We start from the raw sequence: 20,017 nt of genomic DNA, 5'->3' as shown, positions 1-20,017 counted from the left end.
CCTTAGGCAAAACGTCACATGAAAAAATTTACTTGTTTCCTCTTATTATTGGCTGCATCCTTTCAGCTTTTGGCACAAAACCAAAAGCCTAGAAGGCTAGAAATGCTATTTTTAGGTGATCGTGGTCATCATAAACCCCTTGACCGCTTTCCTTCTTTGCAGTCGGCTTTAGGTGTCAAAGGCATCAACTTAACCTATACGGAGTCTCTGAAAGACCTAAATCCAAGCTATTTAAATAAGTTTGATGGTTTGATCATTTTTGCAAATCATGATTCTATTCCAAAACCCCAAGAAAAGGCTTTGTTGGATTACATCAGTTCTGGTCATGGATTGGTCGCCTTACACTGTGCCTCTTTCTGTTTTAGAAATTCTCCGGAATATGTAAAAATGGTTGGTGGACAATTTTGGCGCCATAAAATGGATTCCATTCGCATCCAAAATGTTCAAGCGCAACACCCTGTTTTAAAAGGTTTCCCTGGAATTAAAACTGTGGATGAAACCTATTTGCATAGCCAATTACAAGCCGATAATAACGTGATTCAATCCCGTATCATCGGTCCAGAACAAGCCAAAGATAAACCCGGCCAAGCGACTGAACCCTACACTTGGGTACGCTCTTATGGTAAAGGAAATGTCTTCTATACGGCTTATGGTCATGATGAAAGAACCTGGGAAACTGTAGGCTTTCAAACTTTAGTGGAACAAGGTATTTTATATGCTGTGGGTAAGGACAAAGTTACGCTTTTAGAAAATTTGAAATTAGCCCCTTTGGCTTATCGTGAAGCTAATTTGCCAAACTATGAAAAGCGTCAAGGACCGCAATTACAGCAGTTACCTTTGAGCCCAGAAGAGTCGGTCAAATACATCCAAATTCCTGTTGATTTTAACCTAACCGTTTTTGCCGCTGAGCCTGATGTTATGCACCCTATTGCCATGGCTTGGGATGAAAAAGGTCGCTTATTTGTTTTAATCACCAAGGATTATCCCAATGAACGAAAAAATTCAAGAGGTAGTGACTACATTTTAATGTGTGAAGACACCAATAAAGATGGCAAAGCCGACAAATTTACCCGTTTTGCGGAAGGTTTAAGTATTCCAACGGGTATGGTCTTCGCCAATGGCGGCTTAATTGTTTCTCAAGCACCTCATATCTTATTTTTAAAAGATACTGATGGTGATGACAAGGCTGATGTTAAGCAAGTGATTATTACAGGTTTTGGAACAGGTGATACCCATGCGGGACCTTCGAACTTACATTATGGTTTCGACAACTGGATTTGGGGCTCAGTGGGTTACTCGGGTTTCAAAGGAAAAGTGGGTAGCGATTCTCTCAATTTCGGCAATGCCTTTTTCCGTTTCAAACCTGATGGGTCCAAAATGGAACATGTGACTAACACCTCTAACAATACCTGGGGCTTTGATTTCAATGAAGCAGGTGATGCCTTCGGATCTACTGCCAATAACTCGCACGGCTGGTATATTCCGATTCCTCACAAAAATATCTGGCAAGCTCCATTTTCATTCAATGGAAGTAAAAGTACCGATACCCACAAAGACATGAAACCGATCACGAAGAAAGTGCGTCAGGTAGACGTTTTTGGCGGTTTTACGGCAGCAGCAGGTCATAATTTCTATTCTGCTCGCTCTTTCCCTAAAAAATATTGGAATAAAATCGCTTTCGTATCAGAACCGACCGGACACGTTGTCCACCAAAATAAGATGGTGAAAACGGGAAGCGACTATAACGATGAAGAAGCATTTAACCTATTAGCTGGTGCCGATGAATGGGTTTCTCCAGTATTTGCTCAAGTAGGTCCGGACGGTGCCGTTTGGATTGCAGACTGGTATAGTTTCATCATTCAACACAATCCTGTTCCTAAAGGATTCTCCAACGGAACGGGTAATGCCTATGAAACGGATTTACGTGATTATACCCATGGACGTATCTACCGAGTAGGTTGGAATCAAGCTCCTGCCTACCAGCCTATCCAATTATCTAGAAATGATCCGGCAGCTTGTATCAAAGCCTTATCAAACAACAATTTATTCTGGCGTTTACATGCACAAAGGTTATTAGTAGAGCGAGGTAAAAAAGATATCGTTCCTGCTTTATTGGCACTTATTGCGAACAAAAAAGTGGATGAGTTAGGCTTAAATGTGGGAGCTATTCATGCCCTTAGAACTTTAGAAGGCTTACAAGCTTTGGAACTTCCTACCGTTAAAACGGGTCTCATTAAAGCTTTATCTCACCCAAGTGCTGCTGTTCGTAAAAACGCAGTACAAGTGTTGCCTAGAACTGACGCTTGGGCCAAAGTCTTGGTACAAAAAAATGTATTGAATGATGCCGATACCTTGGTGGCTTTACATGCCGTATTAGCTAGCATAGAAATGCCTGAAAGTCCAGCATTGAATAAAGCCATGGACGCAAAAATTGCCAAGGAACAAAATAACCGTGATCGTTGGTTACCAGAAGCATTTTCTGCTTGGACAATGGCTAAGGGTGGCCAAAGAATGAAGGATTTCATCCTTAGCGAAGGAAAAAGAAAACCCGTAGCTACAGCTGAAAAAGTAGGCAAAGAGTTATCTAATCCAAGTATAGATGGCCAAAGCACAGGACTAGATTTAGTGGTAGCTGAGGTTCAAATAAGAGGAGGACAATTCAAACTAAGAGAAAACAGCTCTTTTGTCATTCGCATCAAAAATAAAGGAGATCAGGCCTTGGCCAAGGGAACGGTTTTACCTGTATTCTTAAAGATTGAAGGTATGGGCCGTCGAATTGATATGGAATCCTTCACCTTTACGGATGGTGTGGCTCCAGGAGAAACGGTTTCTGTTACTAAAAATACCAATGGCCCATGGACAGGTAATTTTGGTTGGACGGCTGATGTAGCAGGTTCATACAATATGGAGATTCAGATTGACAAAACAGGGGCATTGCCAGAAAGTGTTCGTAACAATAATACTTACCGCAAAGCGCTGGAAGTAAGTGGACCTAGCTCATTGAATGTCTACATGATGGAAAAGGTCTTCCGTGGTGGAGCATCAACTTGGTCAGGAGATGAAGTAGTAAATGCCTTGAAGAGCATTGAGATCATCGAATCGCCTGCCTTTGGCGCGGCATTAAAAGGAGCATCTGCTACATGGAATGCCAAAAAAGATCCCAAATTGTCAGCCGATAATTTGGCCTATTTCAAAAAAATTGGCGCATCCATTCGTCCTAGCGACTTCGATTATTACGAGCGTTTAGCGGCCACTTGGAAAATAGAAGTTGCCACTAACACGGGCTCTGCCAATGTAGTAAGAAAGGTCATCAAAACGGTCAAAGAAGCTATGCAATTTGACATTCGTGAATTCAGTGTTCCTGCAGGAGCTAATGTGGAAATCATTTTTGAGAATATCGATGCCATGCAACACAATTTGGTGATTGGCCAAATGGGAAGTCAAGAGAAAATTGGTTTAGCAGCCGACAAGATGATTACGGCAGCCGATGGAGCACAGAAGAATTATATCCCGAATATCCCTGAAGTGCTTGCTTACACTGCTTTAGTAGATCCCGATGGAAGAGCTAAATTGGTATTTAAAGCCCCTAGCACCAAAGGTAATTACCCGTATTTATGCACATTCCCAGGTCACTGGAGAATTATGAATGGGGTGATGAAAGTAGAATAATCCAATAGCAAATAAAAAGGAGCGGTGCATGTGAACTCATGTACCGCTTTATTTTTTCCCTACCTTTGTGCTATGAAATTTGAGATTCAATCCACAGATGCCCATTCTAAGGCAAGAGCAGGTAGCTTAACCACCGACCACGGTACTATTCAAACCCCCATTTTTATGCCTGTTGGCACAGCGGGTACCGTAAAAGGGGTCCATATTTCTGAATTGACAGACCCTATTAAGGCCCAAATCATACTTGGAAATACCTACCACTTATACCTTAGACCAGGCTTGGAGGTTATAGAAGCTGCTGGAGGATTACACAAATTCAATTCTTGGAGCGGGCCTATCTTAACGGATTCGGGTGGTTATCAGGTTTACTCCTTGGCTGGAACAGGTAGAAAAATTGTGGAAGAGGGAGTCAAATTTAAATCCCACATCGACGGAAGTACTCATTTTTTTAGTCCAGAATCTGTCATGGACATTCAAAGAACCATTGGCGCCGATATCATGATGGCCTTTGACGAATGCACGCCGTATCCATGTACCTATGAATACGCCCGCAAATCCATGGAAATGACCCACCGCTGGCTAGATCGTTGCATTGCTAGATTCGAGGCCACAGAACCCAAATATGGCCACAATCAAGCCCTATTCCCGATCGTTCAGGGAAGTGTTTACAAAGATCTCCGTAAAATATCGGCTGAATACATTGCAGAGAAGGGCGCATTTGGAAATGCCATCGGAGGATTATCCGTTGGAGAACCTGTTGAAGACATGTATGAAATGGCGGATGAGGTAACTGATATTTTACCTAAAGACAAACCCCGTTACTTGATGGGGGTAGGAACACCCGCCAATATTTTGGAAGGTATTGCCTTGGGAATAGATATGTTCGACTGCGTGATGCCCACTAGGAACGCCCGAAATGGCATGATTTTTACTACCCAAGGAATCATCAATATTAAAAATGAAAAGTGGAAATCTGACTTTTCTGTCATAGATCCAGCCTTTGCCGATACCCTTCATGGCCAATACAGCAAGGCCTATGTTAGGCATTTGATTCGCTGCGAAGAGATGCTCGGAGCAATGATCGCCAGTGTTTGTAACTTACGTTTTTACCTCTGGTTAGTAGGAGAAGCGCGCAAAGAAATCCTTCAAGGAAATTTCACTTCTTGGAAAAATCGCATGATTCCACAACTAATGCAGCGACTATAATCAAGGAATTGGTAAAACTTTTGATTCTTTGAAGGTCGATAAAATCACCATGGTAGAGGTAGCAGATACCTCTTCTATTTCATTGATTTTTTCCAACATGAGTTTCTGATAGGTGGAGATATCTTTAGAAATAATCTTCAACATAAAATCGCCTGCTCCCGTCACGTGATGGCATTCAATTACCTCTGGTATTTGATTGATTTGTCGAACAAAAGACTCGGTCACTTGCTTCTTATGACCTGTTAAAGTCACTGTAACAAAAGTAGTTACACCTAAACCTACTTTATCACGATCTACTTGTGCGTGGTAGCTTTGAATGATTCCAAGACTTTCTAATTTCTTGACACGTTCCAAGGTAGGAGCGGGAGAAAGTCCAATTTCCTTCGACAATTGGGCGTTGGTAATTTTGGCATTTTGTTGCAAAATTTCCAGCAATTTGTGATCGGTTTGATCTAGCTTTGTGATGTTCATGGAATGTTAGAAAAAACAAAATTATAGAATATTTAAGGGAAATTTACGTTTCCCCTTGCATAAATAAGCAAAGGTTCTTAATTTTGCCCCACGAAAATGCGAAAGTAGCTCAGCTGGTAGAGCGCGACCTTGCCAAGGTCGAGGTCGCGGGTTCGAACCCCGTCTTTCGCTCCACTTGGAAGCACCCCACGGTGCTTTTGAGTTTTACAGGGCCGCCTGGGTGGTGGAACTGGTAGACACGCAGGACTTAAAATCCTGTGAGCCGAAACGCTCGTATGGGTTCGATTCCCATCCCAGGTACGATAATCGACAAAAACCCTTCCAAGCAATTGGAGGGGTTTTTTGTTGCTAAAAAACCAAATACTTGCCTAAAAATTTTTGCCATTATTATTCTTCCTGAATTCCTTTTAACTTGGTATAAAATCCAAAGAACCTTTTGACCCATGAAAAAAAGTTTATTATCCCTCCTCTTAATTACCATCAGCTTAACCCATTACGGGCAAGTTCTTTCTCCTGTCATTAAACCGCATCCTAGTATCGACAACCAGCGATTGGCCTATGTAGATACAGTTTTGAAACAATATGTAGACAAAAATTGGTTGACCGGCGCCGTAACCATCGTGATAAAAGATAATCAAGTAGTTCATTATAAAGGTCATGGATACCAAGATTTAGCTTCTAAAAAGCCCATGCCAGCAGATGCCATTTTCCGAATTATGAGCCAAACCAAAGGCATTACCAGCGTAGGCATCATGCAATTGTACGAAAAAGGAAAATTTAGCCTTGATCAGTCCATAGGTGATTTCATCCCTGAATTTAAAAAGCCCAAAGTCATTCAAGATTATAATCCTGCTGATACCACTTTCACCTACATCAACGCTAAGAGAGAAATCACCTTTCGCGATTTGTTAACACATAGCTCTGGAATAGGATATGCTGATATCGGTTCTGAGCGCATGAAAGCTATTTATGCTAAAGCGGGTGTTCCTTCAGGCCTAGGGACTTTTCCTGCCAATCTTCTGGAAAAAATGAAAATTCTTGGCAAATTACCTTTGGAACATCAACCCGGTGAAAAGTTTACCTATGGCCTCAATACGGACTTATTGGGCTGCCTCATCGAAGTCATAAGTGGCCAAACATTGGAAGAATACCTACAAAAAAACATCTTTGAACCGCTCGGAATGAAAGATACCTATTTCAATGTTCCAGCGGAGAAAGCGAGCAGACTTCCGGGTGTTTATACCGAAGATGCACAAAAAAAGATTATCGCTTGGGCCCCTAATTTCAGAAATATTAACCCCAATTATCCCCTAGATAAAAAATCCTATTTCTCGGGTGGCGCAGGGCTTTCTTCTACCGCTTTTGACTATGCCATTTTCCTTCAAATGCTTCTCAATGGAGGCAAATACAATGGAAAACAGATTTTAGGAAGAAGAACCGTTGAACTTATGGTAAGTCCACAGCTAGATTTCATCCAAGGTGGAGCCGATAATTTTGGACTAGGCTTTTCTATAACCTCAGAAAAATCCAGCCAATTACATGGGAGAAACAAAGGTTCATTCAACTGGGGAGGATATTATGGTACGACCTATTGGGCAGACCCTAAAGAAAATATGATTTGTCTCATCATGACGCAGCATACTCCCAACTCACATTTTGATTACAGCAGAAAGGTAGAAAATGTCATTTATAGCAGTTTGATACGCTAGGATTTGTCAAGCTCGAATTGTCGCCGTAGATTTGTTGACTTAGATTTGTCAATTTTTGAAAAATTGACAAATCTTGGTTTCATATCATGCAAAAAATTGTCCTTACCATTTGCTCCATTAATTATTTAGCACAAGCTAAATCATTGGGCGATTCTCTTCTACAACACAATCCAGATTACTCCTTTTTAATAGGATTGGTTGATCGTTTGGATCAATCCAGCATTGATAAATCCCAATTGCCAACCTATCCTTTGATTGAACTCCACAGCATCGGAATAGAGGATTTGGATGAAATGTGTGAGAAATATAATATCACCGAATTAAACACTGCCGTGAAGCCATTTTTCATGGAATATGTGTACAATACCTATCCAGAAGCCGAAATACTACATTATTTTGATCCCGATATTTTGGTTTTTCAAGCCTTGAGCGAAATCGAAACTCCTTTAAAAAACCATAGTTTAGTTTTAACTCCTCACATCCTAAGCCCTTACCCAGACACCTCTCGTCCGCAAGAAACGGATCTATTGAATACAGGGATATTTAATTTAGGATTCATTGGTACCAAACGTAGCCCCAATACCCTAGCTTTTTTACATTGGTGGAAAGAACGCCTCCGCGATCAATGCTACATTGATTTGGCCAATGGTATGTTTGTCGATCAGTTATGGGTGAATTTTGCCCCGGTTTATTTTGAAGATGTATTTATTAGTAGGCATTTAGGCCTCAATATGGCTTACTGGAACCTGCATGAAAGAACTTTAACAGGTGAAAATATTCCCTATTCTGTGAATGATGCCGTTCCACTCATCTTTTTCCACTTTTCAGGTTATCATCCTGAAAATCCAACCGAAATTTCCAAGTACCAAAACCGCTATACCTTCCAAGAAAAACCGGATGTAGCGACCATTTTTGACCAATACGCACAAATTTTGATAAAAAATGGGCACGAAATATACAAGAAATTTCCTTGTTTTTACATCAAAACACCCGTGGCAAAACCAAGAAAACGTTTTTTACGGGTTAGAAAATACCTAAATTTACCCTTCCAAAAGGTGATCAACTTCATTGATAAAGTTCAAATTTAATCGACCGAACTTACCTATTGTTTAAAGCAAAATCTAGACTTAAATAGTTTATTGATTTCACCTTTCCCAGAGCCCATAAGGCATGTTCAAGCATGGAATAGGAATTGAGCAAATCCTATTGATCATTACAAAATAGCAAATTCCACACGACGGTTCATTTGTCGGCCTTCGTCTGTAGTATTGTCTGCCTTAGGTTTCGTTTTACCATAGCCCTTGGTTCTTATTCGGTCCGACTTAACCCCTGCGTTCAACAAGTAGTTTTTAACCGCGTCAGCGCGATCTTGTGATAATTTATTATTTAACTCGTCAGAACCCGTATTATCCGTATGTCCTGATATTTCAATTTGTAAAGAGGCATTTTCTTGCATTACCTGAACAATGCGCTTCAATTCCGGATCAGATTCAGGTGTCAAAGTCGCTTTACCCGTTTCAAAGAACAAGTTATTAATCGTCATGCTGGAACCTTTGGCTATTGGAGCCATTACTAAGTCACGCTCATCCAATTCCAGATAACGTCCACGTAATTTGCTTAAATCGATGTTGATAGAACTAGGTAAAAATCCTTTGGCTTTGGCAGTAATACCATAATTAACTCCATAAGGTAATACTAATTTATACAAACCCGTCTTAGGATCGGGTTTAGCAATACCAATGGTTTTGCCCGTTTTTAAATCCTCATAGCTGATATTTGTCTCATCTGGCACCTTACCTGTCTGAGGGTCCAAAACTCGACCAGAGACTAAAACAACGGCCTCTGATTGCTCGCTAGATACCGATCGCGGACTACCTTTAACATCTTGTTGAGCCAGTATAGGTTTATCCTCCACTTTTGAATCAACTGGCTTAACTGGAGCTGGAACCTCAGGTTCTGCTTCTATCGCAATCCGAAAGATGTCTTTTTTACCCAATGAGGCTTTGGAGGATAAAAAATAGGCATAATCCCCTTTAGCTGACAAGCTATAATAGGCGTCGTATTCTTCTGTATTGATGGGTCCTCCCAAGTTGATAGGCGTACGCCAATTCGTCCAACTATTATCCAACCGTTTGGACATATAAATATCTTGACTTCCCTGTCCACCTGGCCTATCCGAAGAGAAATATAAGGTTTTCCCATCTGCCGCTAAAAAGGGCGTTGTTTCCGAAAAATCGGTATTGATGGATTTACCCAAATTTTTCGGTTCAGTCCATTTGCCATCATTCAAAAAACTCACATATAAATCATCCCGGTCGGAATTCTTTTTTTCAGAAAAAGCTAACAAAAGCGCCTTGCCATCCATGGTCAAATAAGCATATTCATTTTTCCCCCGACTCAGTTTTTCATAATTAGGAATATCTAATTTTTCCGGTATGGACCAAGAATTCAATGTCTTTTTGGAAATAGAAAAGCCTCGTGTTTCATAATTCCCCTGTACATAAGCCCCTTTCAATAAAATGGTTTGCCCGTCAGGAGAAATCGACAAAATCGTATTGTATTGGTCGCGATTAAGTACATCGGGCATTCTTTTGGCGGTACTCCAAACATCCCCGATTCGTTCACTATACCAAATATCCTGCGAGCCCGCTACCGTTTCTGAACCTGCTGTACCATATTTATTGGATGGATGATTTTTTCTTCCAAAAAACAAGGTCTTTCCATCGGGAGCCATGACCGGATTCAATTCCGAGTAATCCGAATTAATGGCAGAACCTAAGTTTTCCGGCAATTTTTGGGCTTGGCTGTCCAAAAACCCAAGGAACAAAAAGAAAAAAATCACATATTTCATCATCCTCAATGCGGCATTATGCGCGATATATCCATTTCTTTTCCATCTTCTCTGGCACATATTCCATCATCCAATCGGCCAGTTTTGTCGCATCCGATTCCACATGCAAAGCAGTCAAATTTCGCTCCTTTAAAAAGCCTTCGTGAATCATATGCTGCAATTGTTGCAACAATAAGTCATAATATCCTGCGGTATTGAAGATAGCAATGGGCATTTGGTGTAAGTCCAACTGCTTCCAAGTTAACATTTCAAATAATTCATCAAAAGTACCAAATCCGCCTGGCATGGCGATAACCCCATCGGCCAATTCAGCCATCAATTGCTTTCTTTCATGCATGGATTCCGTCACATGGCAGGTCTGAATGCCTAAATGCTTGACTTCCCAAGGTTCCATAAAAGAAGGAATAACTCCTATTACCTCACCACCTAATCGAAGGTATTCATCCGCCATCACCCCCATTAAACCTACGCTACCTGCACCAAAAATAATGGTGCAATCGTGCTTTTTAAGTTCTTGGGCTAAACGTTTAACTTCTTCTTCATACACGGGATTATTACCCTTCGAAGAACCACAGTAAATCAATATTTTTTTTGACATATTAAGGGATTAAATCCTTTAGGGCTTCTGAAAATCGTACAAATCTAAACGAAAAACCCGCTTCTTTCTGTATCCGATTCGAAGAAACTAAATTTCCTCCTGTAACTAAAACGGCCATTTCCCCTAAAAGCAATCGTAAAGCAAAAGCAGGAACAGCCGGTAAAAATAAGGGCCTATGCATGGCATGAGCCAATAATTTATTCAATTCAGACTGACGAAGAGGTTCAGGGGCTACGGCATTATACACTCCTTGCATCGATTTTTTTTGTAAGGCCCACATAAACATGCCTATCAAATCTTGTAAGTGAATCCAAGATTGCCACTGCTTTCCTGTTCCAATATCAGCTCCAACAAACCAACGAATTGGTTTTTGCAAAACTGGCAAAATTCCTCCACCATTACCCATCACTAGGCCTATTCGGAATTTAACCACTCGAATACCTATGGCCTCTATTCCGTCCAAACTTCCTTCCCATGCTTGCGTGCATTGTGAAATAAAATCATGGCCTGGTTCGGTATTTTCCTCACATAATTTCTCACCTGTATCCGCTCCATAATAGCCTATACCAGAGGCAGAAATAAGCGTTTGAACTTGATTTGGATGCTTTTTAAGCATTTGATATAATAATCGAGAGCTCTGTACCCGAGATTGAATTAACTCTTCTTTTCTTGCATCTGTCCAGCGCTTTTCCGCAATTCCGGCTCCAGCCAAATGAATAATAGCGTCCACTCCGACCAAAGCGCTACTCTCCATTTCTCCCTTGGCAGGATTCCAATGAAAATCTCCGCCTCGGCGAGATAAAATGACTACCTGATGACCACTTTCCCGCAACTGCTTTTGCAATGCTTGCCCAATAAAACCGGTACCTCCTGTGATCAGTATTTTCATCGAATTAATTTCCTTTCTTAATAGCTTGATAAATTACCTCATTGATGCCCGTACGAATATTCAAGTCGCTAATCTTACTATTATTTCGGGTTGGATAAACACGATTCGATAAAAAGACATAAACTAAATCATGGGCCGGATCTATCCAGGTATAGGTTCCGGTAAATCCGGAATGGCCGAAGCTTTCCGCACTAGCTGATGCAGCGGCTGAAATACCCGGTTTTCTGCGATCTGGTTTATCAAAACCTATTCCTCTTCTCGAATTTTCATCTATAGAAAAAGGATATGATGTCCAGGTTCTCATGGTTTCATCCTTGATGAACTGTTGGCCACCATAATATCCCTTTTGCAAATACATTTGCATCAATTTCGCTAGGTCATTTGCATTACCAAATAAGCCTGCATGCCCACTAATTCCATCTAAAAGAGCCGCACCTTCGTCGTGCACCTTTCCATGAATGAGGGTTTTTCTAAACAAGGAGTCATATTCGGTAGGTACTATTCTGTCCAAAGGGAAATGTTTATCGGCTTGGTAAACCAAGGTGCTAGCGCCCAGTGGTTTATAAAATGTATCGGATAAAAATTCAGTCCATTCTTTGCCCGACATACGCGGAGAAACCTTTGGTAAATAGTAATAAGAAAGATCTGAATACACATATTCTTTCTTGTCTCTCAAAGGGGAATTTTTAATGGCATTAAATAGCTGAGTAGATAAACTGGCATGTGCCCATAAATTATCTGTAATCTTTACAGGATATTCTTCCGAATATTGATAGGAAATCGTTTTAGGTTTCCAGCGTGTTGCCTCAGATTTAATATCAACACAACTATCCCATAGCATTTTAAGCTGCGATTTAATCAAGGCCTTCACCCGATCTTCCCCTTGAGTCTTAGTTATAAACTTCTCCACCACGGTCGTTTTCATCTCTTTTTTGGCAAACCGCTCATTAAACTTTTTGCTATGAAAAATCATGTCAGTACTGTCTACATATTCCTGCCAAAAAGGAATCCATGCTCTTAATCTAGCTTGATGAGTTAAGACATCGATGTATTTCAAATTTGATTTATTCGATGCTTTTAAATCGGGAATCAAAGCAGCCATACCTTCTTGAAGCGAAAACTTGCCTTCATCTTCCCATTTCATTAAGGCGGGAATAGATGTAGATATTTTAGTTATGGATGCTAAATCAAAAATATCCGATTTACGTAATGGGGTGGAAGATTCATAGGTTTGATTTCCAAAGGCTTTGTGGTAAATCACTTTTCCCTCTTTGGCAATTAAAACAACAACCCCAGGGGCCCCTTTAACTTGAATAGCCAATTTGGCCAATGAATCCACATTCTTTTGTAGGTATTTTCCTGACAAGCCTACTGCCTCAGGTAATACATTATATTGCAAACGAGCTAAGGTAGGAGTAGAAATACCCATACCACGAACATATTTGGCATTGAGTGTCACCGGAAACTTCCCAGAGGCTGGCAAACCACCAAATATGATTTCAGCCGCTACTTCTTGTTGAGCAATGCCATCTTGGTACATGGTAATCAAAGCCGCAGCTTTCTGCAAAGAATCAAACTTATTCAAAGTAAAAGCATTTCCTAAATGAACTACAACTGTTTTATTGGTAATAAAACGATCAACTAGGCTTTTTATGGGAGCTTTAAGGCTATAGTTATTGGCAGGACGAATGGATGTACCATGAATACCTAAAAGTACTAGGTCATAAGCATTCAATTTCCCTTGCGTATTGCTTATCGTAGTATCGGCACTGGTTTCATCCAAATAAAAATGATCCATTTCCATGTAGTTTTGTGCCATTTTTTGGAACTCCGTAGGGAATGTACTTCCATAATTTGCCTTGCCAATGGCTAGGGTTGCCACCTTTAATTGATGTAAATTTCGCAGAGGAATGAGGTTGTCAGTATTTTTCAATACCGTAGCTGTCTTTTCAGCCAACTGTTTATTCAATACTTCCGAATGAATGGGATTCAAATCTTCCACTAAATTCTCAATAGTAATGGGTTGATATTGATCTAAACCCGCCCAAGCTTTGGCATTCAAAATTTTCTTGACGCGGAAATTCAAATCTTCTTCGGTTAATTCTCCTGTGCTAATAGCTTTTTTGATGGCATTAAATGCTGAAGGAACATCCACAAAAGTTTCTAAAATATCATTCCCTGCTAAAATAGCTTTTACGTTGGCCGTTCCTTCAGGAAACATTTTGGTAGCTCCTTTCATATCCATGGCATCGGTAAATACTAATCCTTCAAATTTCAATTCATCTCGTAACAAACCTTTCACGATGGGTTTTGAAAGCGTAGAAGCCAAGCTAGCGGTAGTGTCTAAGGAAGGAATGCTCAAATGTCCGACCATGACCCCCTGTAAGCCTTTTTGGATCAATTCACGGTAAGGAAATAGTTCCAAACTATCCAATCGACTACGGCTATGACCCAATAAAGGCAAATCGTAATGAGAATCTGTCCCGGTATCACCATGTCCTGGGAAATGTTTGGCCGAGGTTATAATTCCCCCTTTTTGAAGACCTCGCATATAAGCTAAGGCCTTTTGCGTGACCAGGTCTCTATCTTCCCCAAAAGAACGGAAATTGATGACCGGATTATTGGGGTTATTATTCACATCCACCACGGGAGCATAATTAATGTGAACTCCCATTCTTTTACATTGCTGCGCTATTTGGAATCCCATTTTTTCAATCAATGCGTCATTTCCTTGCATGGCTCCAAGCGTCATTTGGTAAGGATAGCGGACAGTTGAGTCCAAGCGCATATTTAAACCCCATTCTAAATCCATACCGATGAAAAGCGGCACTTTGGACATGGCTTGTAGCTTATTAACCAATCTAGCTTGATGGGTAGGGTAACCAGCAAAAAACACAAAGCCGCCCACGTGATAATCTCTAACGATGGAATTTAATCGGGCTGTATCATAGATGGGTCCAGCATTTCCCCGAGGCATTAATACTTGGCCTATTTTTTGATCTAAACTTAAGGAGGCAAAGACGGAGTCTACCCATTTCTGTTTGGAATGAGGAAATAAACTGGACTGTGCCCAAGTAGAGGAAACAATGAAAAGGAAAAATATGAACAGAAGACTTGTACTTGTCGCTTTGTTTTGAAGTTTCATGGAAAGGTCGAATTTGTAAATACCATTTGTGAAAATACGGCAAAAGCCTGAATCTTTGGGGCTTTGGGATTGATTTTTCGTAGTAATTTTTCTTAAGCCAGAAAGGAATTGTAATTTCGCACACCAAAAAAGATGAACGTATGAGAAAAAAGATTGTTGCAGGAAACTGGAAAATGAATAAAACAGCATCAGAAGCTGTTGCACTAGCTGCAGAAGTAGCGGAATTAGTAAAATCAGAAGTACCTGCTAGCGTACAGGTGATTATGGCGCCTCCGGCATTATTTATATCAGAAGTAAATAAAGCGACAGAAGGCATTGCCAATTTGTCTTTATCGGCACAAAATTGCCATGAAAAAGCATCGGGTGCTTACACGGGAGAAATTTCTGCTTCTATGTTAGCTTCTGCCGGTGTACCTTATGTTATTTTAGGTCACTCAGAACGTAGACAATATTTCCAAGAAAGTAATGCTCAATTAGCGGCAAAAGTAGATGCTGCATTAGAGAATAAATTAACTCCTATTTTTTGTTGTGGAGAAAGCCTTGAATTACGCGAAGGAGGTGATTTTTTAGCCTTTGTGGCACAACAATTAACGGAAAGCTTGTTCCATTTAAATGCAGAGGCCTTTGGTCAAGTAGTTATTGCGTATGAGCCAATCTGGGCTATTGGAACGGGTTTGACGGCATCTTCAGCTCAGGCTCAAGAAATGCATGCTTATTTACGTCAGCATATTGCTGGAAAATACGGCAAAGCTGTAGCGGATGCTTGTTCTATTCTTTACGGCGGAAGTTGCAACGCACAAAACGCGGCTGAATTATTCGCATGTGCAGATGTGGATGGTGGATTGATCGGTGGTGCTTCGTTAAAAGCAGGCGATTTTATCACCATTGCGAAATCATTCTAAAAATTTGTTTTTTTTTCTAAACCTTGCCAGCGTTTTAAACGCTGTCAAGGTTAACGATTATCTCTCGATTTTCTTGTCCAAGAAACTGATTTATGAAAGTTATCGCTTTTGATGCGGATGATACATTATGGGTTAATGAACCCTATTTCAGTGAGGCTGAACAACGCTTCTGTGAAATGATGGAAAATTTTCTGCCAATTCATAGCACTTCTCAAGAGCTTTTTAAAACGGAAATGGACAATTTGGATACCTATGGCTATGGCGTCAAGGGGTTTATGTTGTCAATGATTGAAACAGCCACTCGAATTTCTAAAGGAACAATAGGATTGGATGGAATAGAACGTATACTATCCATTGGAAAGGAACTAATTCATAAGCCTATTGAAATTTTACCTGGAGTAGAAGAAGTTTTAGCGCAATTATCACATAAATACCGGTTGGTGGTTGCAACAAAAGGGGATTTGCTAGATCAAGAAAGAAAATTGGCCAAATCTGGATTAGAGAAATACTTCCATCACATTGAAATCATGTCCAACAAAAGAGAGCATGATTATTTAAAACTTATTAATCATTTAGATATTCAAACACATGAATTCTTAATGATAGGCAATTCATTAAAATCCGATATTTTGCCTGTTCTTGAAATTGGTGGGCACGGTATTCATGTTCCTTTTCATACTACTTGGGCACACGAGCAAGTTTCACATCAAATCGTTCATGAAAATTTCCGAGAAGTGAATGAAATGCTTCAAATTTTAGATTTTTTCTAAACCTTGCCAGCGTTTTAAACGCTGTCAAGGTTAACGAATATCCTCTTATTTTCTTGTCCAAGAAACTGATTAAACTCCTTCAGCAACTACTTCCTTCACTTGAGGCACCATTCGTGTCATCAACGCCTCAATTCCAGCCTTTAAGGTCATGGTAGAAGAGGGACAACCCGAGCAAGACCCTTGCAATAATACCTTCACTTGACCCGACTCCTCATTAAAGGAATAGAATGAAATAGCTCCTCCGTCGGACTCTACAGCTGGCTTTACATATTGCTCTAGGACTTCCTTAATTTTGGCAATGACCTCTGATTCATCGGCATCAGATTCTGAAATGGCACTTTCAGGCAAACTGAATACGGGTCTTTTCTCTTCAAAATACTTTTTCAAAAATTGCTTGATGCCGAAAAGCTCATCTTCCCACAATACATGCTCCGCCTTTGTTAAGGTCACGAAATTACTGGTGATAAATACACGCTTTACAAAATCAAAACCAAATAGGGCAACTGCTAAAGGCGAATTTTTCTCCTTTGTTAAGCCATCGGCTGGTTGAGTATAATCAAAAGACATCCCATCAGGCAATAATTCCACATTGAAAACAAATTTCATGGATTGTGGATTGGGTGTTGACTCCGTGTATATATGTATATGTGAATTCAGCATAGAATTTTTATTTAACTCAACAAAGGTAGGTCCTTTTTGGTTTCAAACGCATAAAAAAACCTGATGTGAAAACACCAGGTTCTTTTTTTATCAATCAGACAAATTACTCAGCTGCTGGAGCTGCTTTCTTTGCTGGTGCTTTCTTTGCTTTTGGAGCAGCTTCTACTAGGGCTTCCGCAGCAACTTCAGCTTTAGGAGCTGGAGCCGCTTTCTTGGCTGGAGCTTTCGCAACCGCTGGCTTATCTGCCGCCACTGCGCTAGCAGCTATTGGCAAAACGTGAACAAAAGAACGACCTTTAAATCCTTTTTTGAAGGTTACAACACCATCAGACAAAGCAAATAAAGTATGATCCTTTCCTACACCTACATTTAATCCTGCATTGTGAGCTGTTCCTCTTTGACGAACAATAATGTTACCTGCGATAACTGCTTGGCCACCAAATAACTTAACGCCAAGTCGTTTACTATGCGATTCGCGACCGTTTTTGGATGATCCGGCCCCTTTTTTATGTGCCATGTTGTATTATGTTAAACGTATAAAACGTTGATTAAACAATTATTTTAAAGAAATTGACTCGATCAAAACCTTCGTCAAATCTTGACGGTGACCATTCATTTTTTGGTAACTCTTTCTACGCTTCTTCTTGAAAACCAAGACTTTCTCGCCACGAACGTGAGCTACAATTTTTCCTGTGATTTTAGCTCCCTCTACTGTAGGGGCTCCAACGGTCACATCTCCGTCTTTGTCAACAAGTAATACCTTGTCGAAAACCAGTGCAGCGCCTTCCTCGCCCGCCAAACGGTGGGTATAAACGGAACGGTCTTTTTCTACTTTAAACTGCTGCCCGGCAATTTCTACGATTGCGTACATTCTTTTATGTATTTAAGTGAAACAATCCCACGAGGCTAGGAATACCTTTCAAAAGCCTTTTAAATGGGGGTGCAAATATAAAAAGTTATTGGCAAACTTGCAAGTAAGCCCTTGATTTAATTGTGATTAATACACAAACTCACCGAATTCACTCCGAATACTTAGTTTCTTTTTTTCTGAGGATTCCACTCGACCAATAATTTGAGCCGGAATTCCAAAGCTTTGAGAAATCCGTATTATCTGGTCAGCATATATCGGATTCACATAAATTTCTAAACGATGGCCCATGTTGAACACTTGGTACATTTCTTGGTAACTAGTACCGCTTTCTTTTTGAATCATCTCAAACAAAGGCGGCACAGGAAACAATTGATCCTTAATGATATGAACCTTATCCACAAAATGCATCACTTTAGTTTGTGCTCCACCTGAACAATGCACCATACCATGTAAATGCGGACGTAATTCCTCTAAAATTGCCTTTACCACGGGCGCATAGGTTCTTGTTGGAGACAGGATTAACTGACCAACATTCAGTGGCGTTCCTTCCACCGCTTCTTCTAATCTTCTCGAACCAGAATAAACTAAATCGCGAGGAACCTGGGGATCAAAGCTTTCTGGGTATTGACCCGCTAAATAATGTCCCAAAACATCATGGCGGGCAGAAGTCAACCCATTGCTTCCCATCCCTCCATTATACATTTTTTCATAGCTTGCTTGGCCATCTGATGCCAAACCAATAATGACATCTCCCGCTTGAATATGCTCATTTGAAACCACATCCGAACGTTTTAATCTGGCCACTACGGTACTATCTACAATGATTGTTCTCACCAAATCACCGACATCAGCTGTTTCTCCTCCCGTACTATAAATACCAATTCCATTCTCTCGCAACATCTGAAGGACCTCTTCTGTTCCTTGAATAATCTCAGAAATAACCTCTCCCGGAATTAGATTTTTATTTCGACCAATCGTACTTGACAACAACATATGATCCGTTGCACCCACACAAATAAGGTCATCTGTATTCATCACCACGGCGTCCTGTGCAATCCCTCTCCAAACCGATAAATCACCCGTTTCTTTCCAATATAAATAGGCTAATGAAGATTTGGTACCCGCTCCATCAGCATGCATGATATTGCAATATGCCTCATCTCCACCCAACATATCAGGAGAAATTTTGCAAAATGCTTGAGGAAACAATCCTTTATCCAAGGTAGATATTGCCTTGTGTACATCATCCTTTGATGCAGAAACCCCTCTTTGTAAATAACGTTCTGAGGACATAGGTTACGCTAATTTTAATTGTGCAAACTCTTTGGCAAAATAGGTTAATATGACTTGAGCTCCCGCTCGTTTGATGGACAACAAACTCTCCAACATCGCTTTTTCACCATCAATCCAACCATTTTGGGCCGCCGCTTTAACCATGGCATATTCACCTGATACATTGTAGGCTGCAATGGGTAAATGACTGTTTTCCTTCAATAAGGAAATAATATCTAAATAAGCTAAAGCTGGCTTTACCATTAAAAAATCCGCCCCTTCCATTTCATCTAATTCCGCTTCAATCAATGCCTCCCTACGGTTCGCAGGGTTCATTTGATACGTCTTTTTATCCCCAAATTTTGGCGCAGACTCCAAAGCATCCCTAAATGGCCCATAAAATGCCGAAGCGTATTTTGCCGTATAAGCCATAATGCCCACTTGTGAAAAACCCGCTTCATCCAAAGCCTGACGCAAAAACCCAACTCTTCCATCCATCATATCCGATGGACCGATTAGTTTACTGCCCGCCTGCGCTTGGGCTATGGCCATCTTAGCTAAAACGGGCAATGTCTCATCATTCAGAATTTGACCTTCTTGAACAATTCCATCATGCCCATCTGAACTATATGGATCCATCGCCACGTCAGTCAATAAGCTGATTTCAGGAAACCGTTGACTGATTTGATAAATGGATTCGGTGTAAATATTCCCCTTTTTATAACTCTCACTTGCCATAGAATCCTTTTTGGATTCCGGGATTTGAGGAAATAAAGCAAAGGACTGAATACCTAGTTTGACACAGGATTCAATTTCCGCTAACAACAAGTCTAATGTAAACCGGTATATTCCCGGCATGGAAGAGATCTCTGTTTGAGTTTTCTGACCTTCCATGACAAATAGCGGAAACATCATATCTTTAACAGATAATCGATTTTCCTCTACCATGGAACGGATTACGGCACTTTGACGATTTCTACGAGGTCTTTGCAACATGATTGATC

At 40.5% G+C, this 20,017-nt stretch carries 15 protein-coding genes, 2 tRNA genes and 1 pseudogene; 8 read left to right on the top strand and 10 right to left on the bottom strand.

The window, feature by feature from the left end; genetic code table 11:
• Nucleotides 1-18 precede the first annotated feature (18 nt).
• Both ACST15_RS10185 and tgt read left to right on the top strand, forming a co-directional pair.
• Nucleotides 19-3,669, top strand: coding sequence for a PVC-type heme-binding CxxCH protein (locus tag ACST15_RS10185; protein ID WP_459454546.1), 3,651 nt, complete (start codon nucleotides 19-21; stop codon nucleotides 3,667-3,669).
• Nucleotides 3,670-3,741: 72 nt separating this feature from the next.
• Nucleotides 3,742-4,875 carry a tRNA guanosine(34) transglycosylase Tgt gene (gene tgt, locus ACST15_RS10180; protein WP_459454545.1) on the top strand — a complete coding sequence of 378 codons (1,134 nt, stop codon included), beginning with the start codon at nucleotides 3,742-3,744 and terminating at the stop codon, nucleotides 4,873-4,875.
• Here tgt and ACST15_RS10175 read toward each other — a convergent pair whose 3' ends face one another.
• Nucleotides 4,876-5,346, bottom strand: a complete 471-nt coding sequence (locus tag ACST15_RS10175; protein ID WP_109321773.1) for an Lrp/AsnC family transcriptional regulator — start codon at nucleotides 5,344-5,346, stop codon at nucleotides 4,876-4,878.
• A gap of 98 nt (nucleotides 5,347-5,444) precedes the next feature.
• Between ACST15_RS10175 and ACST15_RS10170 the strand changes: the two genes are divergently transcribed.
• The 4 genes from ACST15_RS10170 (at nucleotide 5,445) to ACST15_RS10155 (ending at nucleotide 8,143) form a co-directional block, all read left to right on the top strand.
• Nucleotides 5,445-5,520 (top strand) — tRNA-Gly (locus ACST15_RS10170).
• A gap of 40 nt (nucleotides 5,521-5,560) precedes the next feature.
• A tRNA-Leu gene (locus tag ACST15_RS10165) sits at nucleotides 5,561-5,646 on the top strand.
• Between the two features lie 143 nt (nucleotides 5,647-5,789).
• Nucleotides 5,790-7,055, top strand: a complete 1,266-nt coding sequence (locus tag ACST15_RS10160; RefSeq protein WP_459454544.1) for a serine hydrolase domain-containing protein — start codon at nucleotides 5,790-5,792, stop codon at nucleotides 7,053-7,055.
• Nucleotides 7,056-7,141: 86 nt separating this feature from the next.
• Complete coding sequence (locus ACST15_RS10155; protein WP_459454543.1) at nucleotides 7,142-8,143, top strand: glycosyl transferase; 1,002 nt, start codon at nucleotides 7,142-7,144, stop codon at nucleotides 8,141-8,143.
• Nucleotides 8,144-8,268: 125 nt separating this feature from the next.
• Here ACST15_RS10155 and ACST15_RS10150 read toward each other — a convergent pair whose 3' ends face one another.
• From ACST15_RS10150 to ACST15_RS10135, 4 genes are read right to left on the bottom strand one after another with little or no spacing between them, the layout of a single operon-like run.
• On the bottom strand, nucleotides 8,269-9,966 hold the full coding sequence (locus tag ACST15_RS10150; protein ID WP_459454542.1) for an OmpA family protein: 1,698 nt from the start codon (nucleotides 9,964-9,966) through the stop codon (nucleotides 8,269-8,271).
• A complete protein-coding gene (locus ACST15_RS10145; protein WP_459454541.1) occupies nucleotides 9,923-10,504 on the bottom strand; it encodes an LOG family protein in 582 nt (193 codons plus the stop codon). Before ACST15_RS10145 ends, ACST15_RS10150 begins: the two co-directional genes overlap by 44 nt.
• 1 nt (nucleotide 10,505) lies before the next feature.
• On the bottom strand, nucleotides 10,506-11,393 hold the full coding sequence (locus tag ACST15_RS10140; protein ID WP_459454540.1) for a TIGR01777 family oxidoreductase: 888 nt from the start codon (nucleotides 11,391-11,393) through the stop codon (nucleotides 10,506-10,508).
• Between the two features lie 4 nt (nucleotides 11,394-11,397).
• On the bottom strand, nucleotides 11,398-14,538 hold the full coding sequence (locus ACST15_RS10135; protein WP_459454539.1) for a glycoside hydrolase family 3 N-terminal domain-containing protein: 3,141 nt from the start codon (nucleotides 14,536-14,538) through the stop codon (nucleotides 11,398-11,400).
• A gap of 140 nt (nucleotides 14,539-14,678) precedes the next feature.
• Between ACST15_RS10135 and tpiA the strand changes: the two genes are divergently transcribed.
• Entirely contained in the window at nucleotides 14,679-15,440 is a 762-nt protein-coding gene (gene tpiA, locus ACST15_RS10130; RefSeq protein ID WP_459454538.1) for a triose-phosphate isomerase, read from the top strand.
• A gap of 92 nt (nucleotides 15,441-15,532) precedes the next feature.
• Nucleotides 15,533-16,210: an HAD family hydrolase gene (locus ACST15_RS10125; RefSeq protein WP_459454537.1), complete on the top strand. Its 678-nt coding sequence runs from the start codon at nucleotides 15,533-15,535 to the stop codon at nucleotides 16,208-16,210.
• 69 nt (nucleotides 16,211-16,279) lie between these two features.
• On the opposite strand, the gene ACST15_RS10120 is transcribed toward ACST15_RS10125, so the two are convergent.
• The 5 genes and pseudogenes from ACST15_RS10120 to hemB all read right to left on the bottom strand — a co-directional run bounded on the left by ACST15_RS10120 (nucleotide 16,280) and on the right by hemB (nucleotide 20,009).
• On the bottom strand, nucleotides 16,280-16,870 hold the full coding sequence (locus ACST15_RS10120) for a NifU family protein (protein WP_459454536.1): 591 nt from the start codon (nucleotides 16,868-16,870) through the stop codon (nucleotides 16,280-16,282).
• A gap of 259 nt (nucleotides 16,871-17,129) precedes the next feature.
• A pseudogene (rpmA, locus tag ACST15_RS10115) lies at nucleotides 17,130-17,387 on the bottom strand (50S ribosomal protein L27); the annotation flags it as partial.
• Between the two features lie 39 nt (nucleotides 17,388-17,426).
• Nucleotides 17,427-17,741 carry a 50S ribosomal protein L21 gene (gene rplU, locus ACST15_RS10110; protein ID WP_129027216.1) on the bottom strand — a complete coding sequence of 105 codons (315 nt, stop codon included), beginning with the start codon at nucleotides 17,739-17,741 and terminating at the stop codon, nucleotides 17,427-17,429.
• Nucleotides 17,742-17,867: 126 nt separating this feature from the next.
• Nucleotides 17,868-19,034 (bottom strand): AIR synthase related protein, encoded by a 1,167-nt coding sequence (locus ACST15_RS10105; RefSeq protein WP_459454535.1) that lies wholly within the window; start codon nucleotides 19,032-19,034, stop codon nucleotides 17,868-17,870.
• Between the two features lie 3 nt (nucleotides 19,035-19,037).
• Nucleotides 19,038-20,009: a porphobilinogen synthase gene (gene hemB / locus ACST15_RS10100; protein WP_459454534.1), complete on the bottom strand. Its 972-nt coding sequence runs from the start codon at nucleotides 20,007-20,009 to the stop codon at nucleotides 19,038-19,040.
• Nucleotides 20,010-20,017: the final 8 nt, after the last annotated feature.

Source organism: Aquirufa sp. Wall-65K1, assembly GCF_054558475.1.
The sequence above is the reverse complement of the archived record's forward strand: the minus strand, read 5'-3'. Positions and strand labels throughout refer to the sequence as shown.

Excerpts from the sequence above, each read along its gene's own strand:
- ACST15_RS10185 (WP_459454546.1), top strand. The coding sequence starts at position 19 with ATGAAAAAATTTACTTGTTTCCTCTTATTATTGGCTGCATCCTTTCAG.
- tgt (WP_459454545.1), top strand. The coding sequence starts at position 3,742 with ATGAAATTTGAGATTCAATCCACAGATGCCCATTCTAAGGCAAGAGCA.
- ACST15_RS10175 (WP_109321773.1), bottom strand. The coding sequence starts at position 5,346 with ATGAACATCACAAAGCTAGATCAAACCGATCACAAATTGCTGGAAATT.
- ACST15_RS10160 (WP_459454544.1), top strand. The coding sequence starts at position 5,790 with ATGAAAAAAAGTTTATTATCCCTCCTCTTAATTACCATCAGCTTAACC.
- ACST15_RS10155 (WP_459454543.1), top strand. The coding sequence starts at position 7,142 with ATGCAAAAAATTGTCCTTACCATTTGCTCCATTAATTATTTAGCACAA.
- ACST15_RS10150 (WP_459454542.1), bottom strand. The coding sequence starts at position 9,966 with ATGTGCCAGAGAAGATGGAAAAGAAATGGATATATCGCGCATAATGCC.
- ACST15_RS10145 (WP_459454541.1), bottom strand. The coding sequence starts at position 10,504 with ATGTCAAAAAAAATATTGATTTACTGTGGTTCTTCGAAGGGTAATAAT.
- ACST15_RS10140 (WP_459454540.1), bottom strand. The coding sequence starts at position 11,393 with ATGAAAATACTGATCACAGGAGGTACCGGTTTTATTGGGCAAGCATTG.
- ACST15_RS10135 (WP_459454539.1), bottom strand. The coding sequence starts at position 14,538 with ATGAAACTTCAAAACAAAGCGACAAGTACAAGTCTTCTGTTCATATTT.
- tpiA (WP_459454538.1), top strand. The coding sequence starts at position 14,679 with ATGAGAAAAAAGATTGTTGCAGGAAACTGGAAAATGAATAAAACAGCA.
- ACST15_RS10125 (WP_459454537.1), top strand. The coding sequence starts at position 15,533 with ATGAAAGTTATCGCTTTTGATGCGGATGATACATTATGGGTTAATGAA.
- ACST15_RS10120 (WP_459454536.1), bottom strand. The coding sequence starts at position 16,870 with ATGCTGAATTCACATATACATATATACACGGAGTCAACACCCAATCCA.
- rplU (WP_129027216.1), bottom strand. The coding sequence starts at position 17,741 with ATGTACGCAATCGTAGAAATTGCCGGGCAGCAGTTTAAAGTAGAAAAA.
- ACST15_RS10105 (WP_459454535.1), bottom strand. The coding sequence starts at position 19,034 with ATGTCCTCAGAACGTTATTTACAAAGAGGGGTTTCTGCATCAAAGGAT.
- hemB (WP_459454534.1), bottom strand. The coding sequence starts at position 20,009 with ATGTTGCAAAGACCTCGTAGAAATCGTCAAAGTGCCGTAATCCGTTCC.